Below are 5,735 nucleotides of genomic sequence, written 5' to 3' on the forward strand. Positions count from 1 at the left end.
AGTTCGAAACTCAATCATAGACAACAAAACGCACTTGGCTAAGAAGCGAAATGAGTTTAAATTGGAGCCATTCGATTAGCCAAAATGACAAAGAATTCGAGCGACAAACCTGACAACAAAGTGCGCTGAAGCCACAATTCTTCAATGAAGTTCCCACCCAAAAGAAGCCGCGCAAAATGAACTTGAGCCAGCAAACTTACTAATGAGGAGACTTGCGTGACGTTGCTGCTAATCAACCGACACACTTTCTACGTGCGATGATCATTTTGATGGCAACTTACACGAAACGAACAGGTGTGTAGTTTGAGCGCAGAACAAAGATAAACGGATAATTTAACCCTTTGAATCTTATGCAATATAACGAGGCTGTAGAATTTCTCCTCGCCCGTCTCAATTCTGATCCTACCGCCATTTCATCATGATATGAGCTTGAACGCACTAACTCCTTGTGATCTAATCTAAATTATTCGCCACGAGACACGGTTATGCCCAACTTCAAAACCGATTACTCGAACCAAAACATGTTCGTCCCTATCATCATCGATGAACAACTCATCCCCGGAACTATCGAGTATGCGATTTCTCACATTGTCGATAACCACCTCGACCTCTCGCCCTTTGATGCGCACTACCACAACGACAAAAACGGGGCGGCTGCTTACCCACCTTCCATCATGCTTAAGGTTATTTTTTACGCCTATTCCCTCGGCATGTTATCTAGCCGTCGCATAGAAAGGGCTTGCGTCAACAACGTCACCTTCATGTGCTTATCGGGCGACGAGCGACCACACTTCACCACTATCGCGGCTTTCATCGCACAAATGAAGGACACCATCGAACCACTGTTCACTCAGGTTCTCATGATATGCGATGAACAAGGCCTAATTGGCCGTAACATGTTTGCTATTGATGGCTGTAAAATTTCATCCAATGCCAGTAAAGAATGGAGTGGCACACACGAAGAGCTTCTCCGTAAAAAAGAAAAACTACAGCGGGCGAGCCAGCGAATTATCGAGCGTCATCAAAGCCAAGATTCGATCCCAAATGAAGTTATCGAACAAGACTTAAGACAAAAACAAAAGCTTGATAGCAGCGCCGATAAAATAGGTGCATTTCTGGCGAGCACTAAAGACAAATTGGGCAGCAGTAAAAAACCTGTAAAAAGCAACATCACGGACAATGACAGCGCTAAAATGACCACCTCAAAAGGCACTATTCAAGGTTATAACGGCATCGCCATCACGGATGACAAGCACCAAATTATTTTACACAGCCAAGTGTGGGGAAGTGTTGGTGAGCAGCAAACATTAAAGCCTGCAGTGCTCGCTTTGAAAGAACAATTAGAGAAACTACCCAACAGCTCAGAGCGCACCACCAAGTTCACCGCAGACAGTGGGTTTCACAGTAAAACCAACCTCAAGTTCCTGTCTGAGACCCCTTATGATTGTTACATAGCAGACACTGGATTTCGCAGCCGTAATCCGCTGTTTCAAAACAGTGAAACCTATCAGACCGAGCAAGCGAAAAAACGAAAGAAACGCTCAAAAACAGGCAAAACCTGTTACTCCATTTCGATGTTCGAGTTCAACCAAGACGAAATGACTTGCCGATGCCCTGCAGGAAATATGATGCGACTGAGCAGTAAAATCGCCGTCATCCGTGGGGAGCGTGGTGCTCAGTTTTGTGGATACCTAAACGACTGCAGACAATGCGTTCATCAACCGCTGTGCATGAGAAAACCGCCTGGCAAGCAAGTTGGTCGACAAGTCTTCTTTATCTACAAAAACACCAAAGACTTTGACCACATGCAGGCCATGAAAGACAAGATTGATAGCCCAGAAGGAAGGCGGCAATACAGTAAACGGCTTGGATGTGTTGAGCCTGTTTTTGGTAACATCACAGTCAACAAACAGATGAATCGATTTACGCTAAGAGGACAAGAGAAAGTGAACGCCCAATGGGCGATGTTCAGCATGCTTCACAACATGGAAAAGCTACGAAATTGCATTATCTAGAGGGTAAAACCTCTAAAATCATCGAAAAACTCCGATTAACTCTCATCCTGTCGCTCTATCTTTCCTTATTATGGTAAAGGTCACTATCATCACGTAGCATTTAGGCTGTTATCGGTCGGATAAATGACGATAAAAGCAGGGGAAATCGGCGAAAAATCGAGAAATCCTACAGCCTCAACGCCCAATTAAGGTGTGAGCCACGCTGCCACTACACTCAATTTGGACGCCTTAAACACTGAACTTAACCCAAACCCAAAATGCCAAGCGTGGAGAATCACTCTTAAATTGTTTGTTAGAACACCGATTTACACATCACTTTCAGTTAATGTTTGGCGACAATTACGAACGGTTAAAATACGAACTTCGAGCCCTAAACTGTAAATAATACGATAGTGTCCAAATAGAATTTCACGATAATACGTATGTGGCATTTCCGGAACCATTCGCCCCATTTCAGGCATAGTTCCAAGTAAATCTGTTTTATCGAAAATTTCGTTAACCCAGCTTTTCGCCGCAACTGGATTGTCTAAGGCATTGAACTCAGCTGCATCACCAAGCTTTTCAAGAGCCAATGGAGACCAAACTACTTTCATTGTTTAATACGTCCTAATACCTGAGCGCGGGCATCTTCATTAGATACACCTAAACCAGAAGCTAACTGTGCCTCTGCTGTTCGCATTTCTTCAAGTAGCTCGATTTTTTCCTGCATTGCTTCATATTCAGCAACATCAAGAACAACCGCGACACCTTTGCCACGTTGAGTAATAACGAGTGGTCGGCGAGTCTCATTGATTTGTTTAATGAATGAGGTGACTCCTGCACGAAACTCAGAAAGAGGCTGAATGTCTTGGTCGAAATGAATACGGCTCATATTGAACTCCAAAAGGTACAAAATAACGTACAAATAATAGTTCAATTGGAAGTTTTGAGCAAGAAGTCAATTAGGTGTACTAACGCCCAATTAAGCTGCAGACCAACGCAAACCTGAACTCAAAGCAAAGCACCGATTACACCTAAACTATTTGGAACTGAAAATGCCGCGCGTTGGCTGTCAGCTTGAATTGCTTGTTAGGATTAATTTTTAATTATCCAGACCCTACTTAGCTCTCATATCCAAAATCGGCATATTTTCACCACCCAACATTGTTGCTGGTAACTTTCCGTCCCAATTTTGAGCTTCGGTCAGTTTAATAATAAGTGGATTGTCCCCAAGAGCTTTTGCTTTTGCATTAATGGCTTCTGCTTCTGCCAAACCTTTTAACTTAATAGCTTTTGCTTCAGCTATAGCGATAAGCTCAATACCATCAGCTTTGGCTTTTGCCGTATTCACGGCCCTTTGAGCTTCTAAATTTTGCCTAGCAAGTTTATGTTTCTCTGCAGCTGCTAAGTTTTTTTCAGTCTGCTTCGTTTCGATTGAGGTAAGGTATTTTTTTGGTAAGGCTATATTTTCAATCTGTATATTATCTACGCTAACAGGAAAAGCGGCCATTTCTTCAATTAAATTTGATTCAATAGCCTGAATAGCACTAGCTCTATCTTGAATCAGTTGCTCTGCATCATACTGTGGAATAACATCCTTGGTTGCAGACCTAAACCTAGGGTCAAGAATGCGAGCTTCAAACTGCGGTAAGCCACCATACTGTCGAAAGAGATCTAACGCTGCAGATTTATCCACTGTCCAGTTAACTGATACGACGACAGTGACTGGCATCTGTTCCTTTGTACTTGAGGCCATTTTCTCTTCATTCTTTCGTGTCCGAACTTCAATTTCTTCAACGCTGTCGATCAACGGGACTTTGAAGTGTAAACCAGGGCTTACCTGTGTTTTAGCTTCGCTAAAGCGCTTAACAATACCAATATGTCCTTCATTGACAGTGTAAACTGAACTAAAGAGGGCAAAAGCAACGGCAGCCCCGACACCTACCTTTTTAATAGGAAAGTTAAATTTCTTCATTTCTATAGCTTGTTTCATATTTTTTACCAACCAACTTATTATATGTGTAAATAATCAACGTTAATCCTAACGCCGCATTAAGGGGTGAACAACGCCTCCACCCGACCTAAAGTATTGTACCGTAAACACTAAATTTGAAGTAGAACCAAAAATGCCAAGCGTTGAGAATCCCTCTTAAATGCTTTGTTAAATGACATGCTTACACCTAAACTATCAGCAGTTGACCGTTAAAGGGCTTAGGTAAAACGGAACTAAACTCGTTAAATTGTAACTCATTATTTTCTTTAATAAATTGAGAAACCATATCGATTTCAGGAAAGAGTTTTGCCTTTGAAATACCAATAGACTTCAACTGAGCTAAAATTTCTTTTTTAACACTTCGCTTAATTATATAACGCTTTTCGCTAGGGAAATATTTCCACTCATCTTCAATCACTGCATGTGCATGTTTGTTTGCATTTATACCAAATAAGAAAAAAGCACCGTCTTGTCGTATCACTCTTTGGTTGTCCATTTTAGGTTTAACACAAACAACACTCTCAATATCAACTGGGTTGATACACTCTGAAAAATATGGTTTTTCTTGACGAATACAATGAATTAATTTGGAAGCGTGTATATTATTAGATGTATGAAACCTCTTATAACTTCCTCGATGTGAAGCCTGAATCTCAAAATTGGAATCAGCCCAAGCCACATTAGCCAAAACTGAAACCGTATCGCTATCATAATATTTTATCTTAGACTTAGGCACTTTAAAAAAAAGTAACTCGCCGTCTTTTTTATCTTCACTCATACAAGCAAAAAACATTGCGACCAGAGGGTTTTCTGTAATGTCGAGTAGGCGAGTAGGTAAATTATAATGTTGCATTTTTACTAGCTTTTCAAAGCTAGAATTCATATTACTAAAATCATTTGGACATCGCATAATGATTTCTCGAACAATCTTATGCTCATTAGTATACCATTCAGGATTTCTATAAATTGACGGGACAACATCGTAATCTTTATCTGCATGCCCTCGATAAAAAATTGCAAATTTTTCATCATGAAGTTCCGATAACACCTTCATCAATGTTCTTACACTGCCAATATGTGTTTCTGTTTTTTCCATATACACTCCAAACTTCAATGTCATTTAACGCCGCATTAAGTGGTGAGCAACGCAGACCACTGAACTAAAAGTATGATGCCGTAAACACCAAAGTTAAAGCAAACCAAAAATGCCGAGCGTTGGGAATCCGCCTTAAATGCTTTGTTATGCCTGTCTTAAAACGCGCTCAATAAAAGCTGATTTTTTTCGACGATACTCTTCGTGAGTCCAACCTGTACAAGATATTTTGAGTTCATTGTATTGTTGAACCAACTCAGGGCTTTCACGGAGCTTGTCCCTAAACTTCACAAAGAAGTCAAATTCTGAGCCATTCGCTACAACTTGAAAAGCGACATCTTCACCTGAGCTATTTTCTAACATGCAAAGCTCTGGAGTTCTTAACGTATTGGATTTTTCGTTGAAACCTAAAGTAGAAAGTAACTTCACTGCTTTTTCTAGCTCGTTACCGTTAACACCAACAAGTATGTCTAGGTCTCCCTTAGATACAGCATTAGGGATAGAAGATGCCCCAATATGCTCAATTGTTGCGCCTGGAAGTAAAGCGGCTATCTGAAGTTCATAGTTACGATAGAGATTTGCACAAGAGACCTGATACTCATCTGCTTTGTAAAATTGCATATTTTCTCCCAAAAGGCATAGACATAATGACCCC

6 protein-coding genes are annotated in these 5,735 nt (G+C 40.9%); 1 reads left to right on the forward strand and 5 read right to left on the reverse strand.

Annotated elements, in window-relative coordinates; all coding sequences use genetic code 11:
* Positions 1-485: 485 nt before the first annotated feature.
* The gene (locus tag FCV43_RS17230; protein WP_136995868.1) at positions 486-2,015 is read left to right on the forward strand and encodes a transposase; all 1,530 of its coding nucleotides are present in this window, start codon (positions 486-488) and stop codon (positions 2,013-2,015) included.
* Between the two features lie 305 nt (positions 2,016-2,320).
* On the opposite strand, the gene FCV43_RS17235 is transcribed toward FCV43_RS17230, so the two are convergent.
* From FCV43_RS17235 to FCV43_RS17255, 5 genes are all read right to left on the reverse strand, one after another.
* Positions 2,321-2,608, reverse strand: coding sequence for a type II toxin-antitoxin system RelE/ParE family toxin (locus FCV43_RS17235; protein ID WP_136995869.1), 288 nt, complete (start codon positions 2,606-2,608; stop codon positions 2,321-2,323).
* The gene (locus FCV43_RS17240; RefSeq protein WP_170961686.1) at positions 2,605-2,886 is read right to left on the reverse strand and encodes a type II toxin-antitoxin system Phd/YefM family antitoxin; all 282 of its coding nucleotides are present in this window, start codon (positions 2,884-2,886) and stop codon (positions 2,605-2,607) included. The genes FCV43_RS17235 and FCV43_RS17240 overlap by 4 nt, the downstream gene beginning before the upstream one ends.
* Positions 2,887-3,111: 225 nt before the next feature.
* Positions 3,112-3,987: a prohibitin family protein gene (locus FCV43_RS17245; protein ID WP_136995871.1), complete on the reverse strand. Its 876-nt coding sequence runs from the start codon at positions 3,985-3,987 to the stop codon at positions 3,112-3,114.
* A gap of 187 nt (positions 3,988-4,174) precedes the next feature.
* Positions 4,175-5,083 (reverse strand): FRG domain-containing protein, encoded by a 909-nt coding sequence (locus tag FCV43_RS17250; RefSeq protein WP_136995872.1) that lies wholly within the window; start codon positions 5,081-5,083, stop codon positions 4,175-4,177.
* A 144-nt stretch (positions 5,084-5,227) separates the two neighbouring features.
* Positions 5,228-5,701 (reverse strand): GrpB family protein, encoded by a 474-nt coding sequence (locus FCV43_RS17255; RefSeq protein WP_136995873.1) that lies wholly within the window; start codon positions 5,699-5,701, stop codon positions 5,228-5,230.
* Between the last annotated feature and the right edge of the window lie 34 nt (positions 5,702-5,735).

The organism is Vibrio genomosp. F6 (genome assembly GCF_005146325.1).
Lineage (GTDB): Bacteria > Pseudomonadota > Gammaproteobacteria > Enterobacterales > Vibrionaceae > Vibrio > Vibrio cortegadensis.

Coding starts and splice junctions, on each gene's coding strand:
- FCV43_RS17230 (WP_136995868.1), top strand. CDS start 486: ATGCCCAACTTCAAAACCGATTACTCGAACCAAAACATGTTCGTCCCT.
- FCV43_RS17235 (WP_136995869.1), bottom strand. CDS start 2,608: ATGAAAGTAGTTTGGTCTCCATTGGCTCTTGAAAAGCTTGGTGATGCA.
- FCV43_RS17240 (WP_170961686.1), bottom strand. CDS start 2,886: ATGAGCCGTATTCATTTCGACCAAGACATTCAGCCTCTTTCTGAGTTT.
- FCV43_RS17245 (WP_136995871.1), bottom strand. CDS start 3,987: ATGAAACAAGCTATAGAAATGAAGAAATTTAACTTTCCTATTAAAAAG.
- FCV43_RS17250 (WP_136995872.1), bottom strand. CDS start 5,083: ATGGAAAAAACAGAAACACATATTGGCAGTGTAAGAACATTGATGAAG.
- FCV43_RS17255 (WP_136995873.1), bottom strand. CDS start 5,701: ATGCAATTTTACAAAGCAGATGAGTATCAGGTCTCTTGTGCAAATCTC.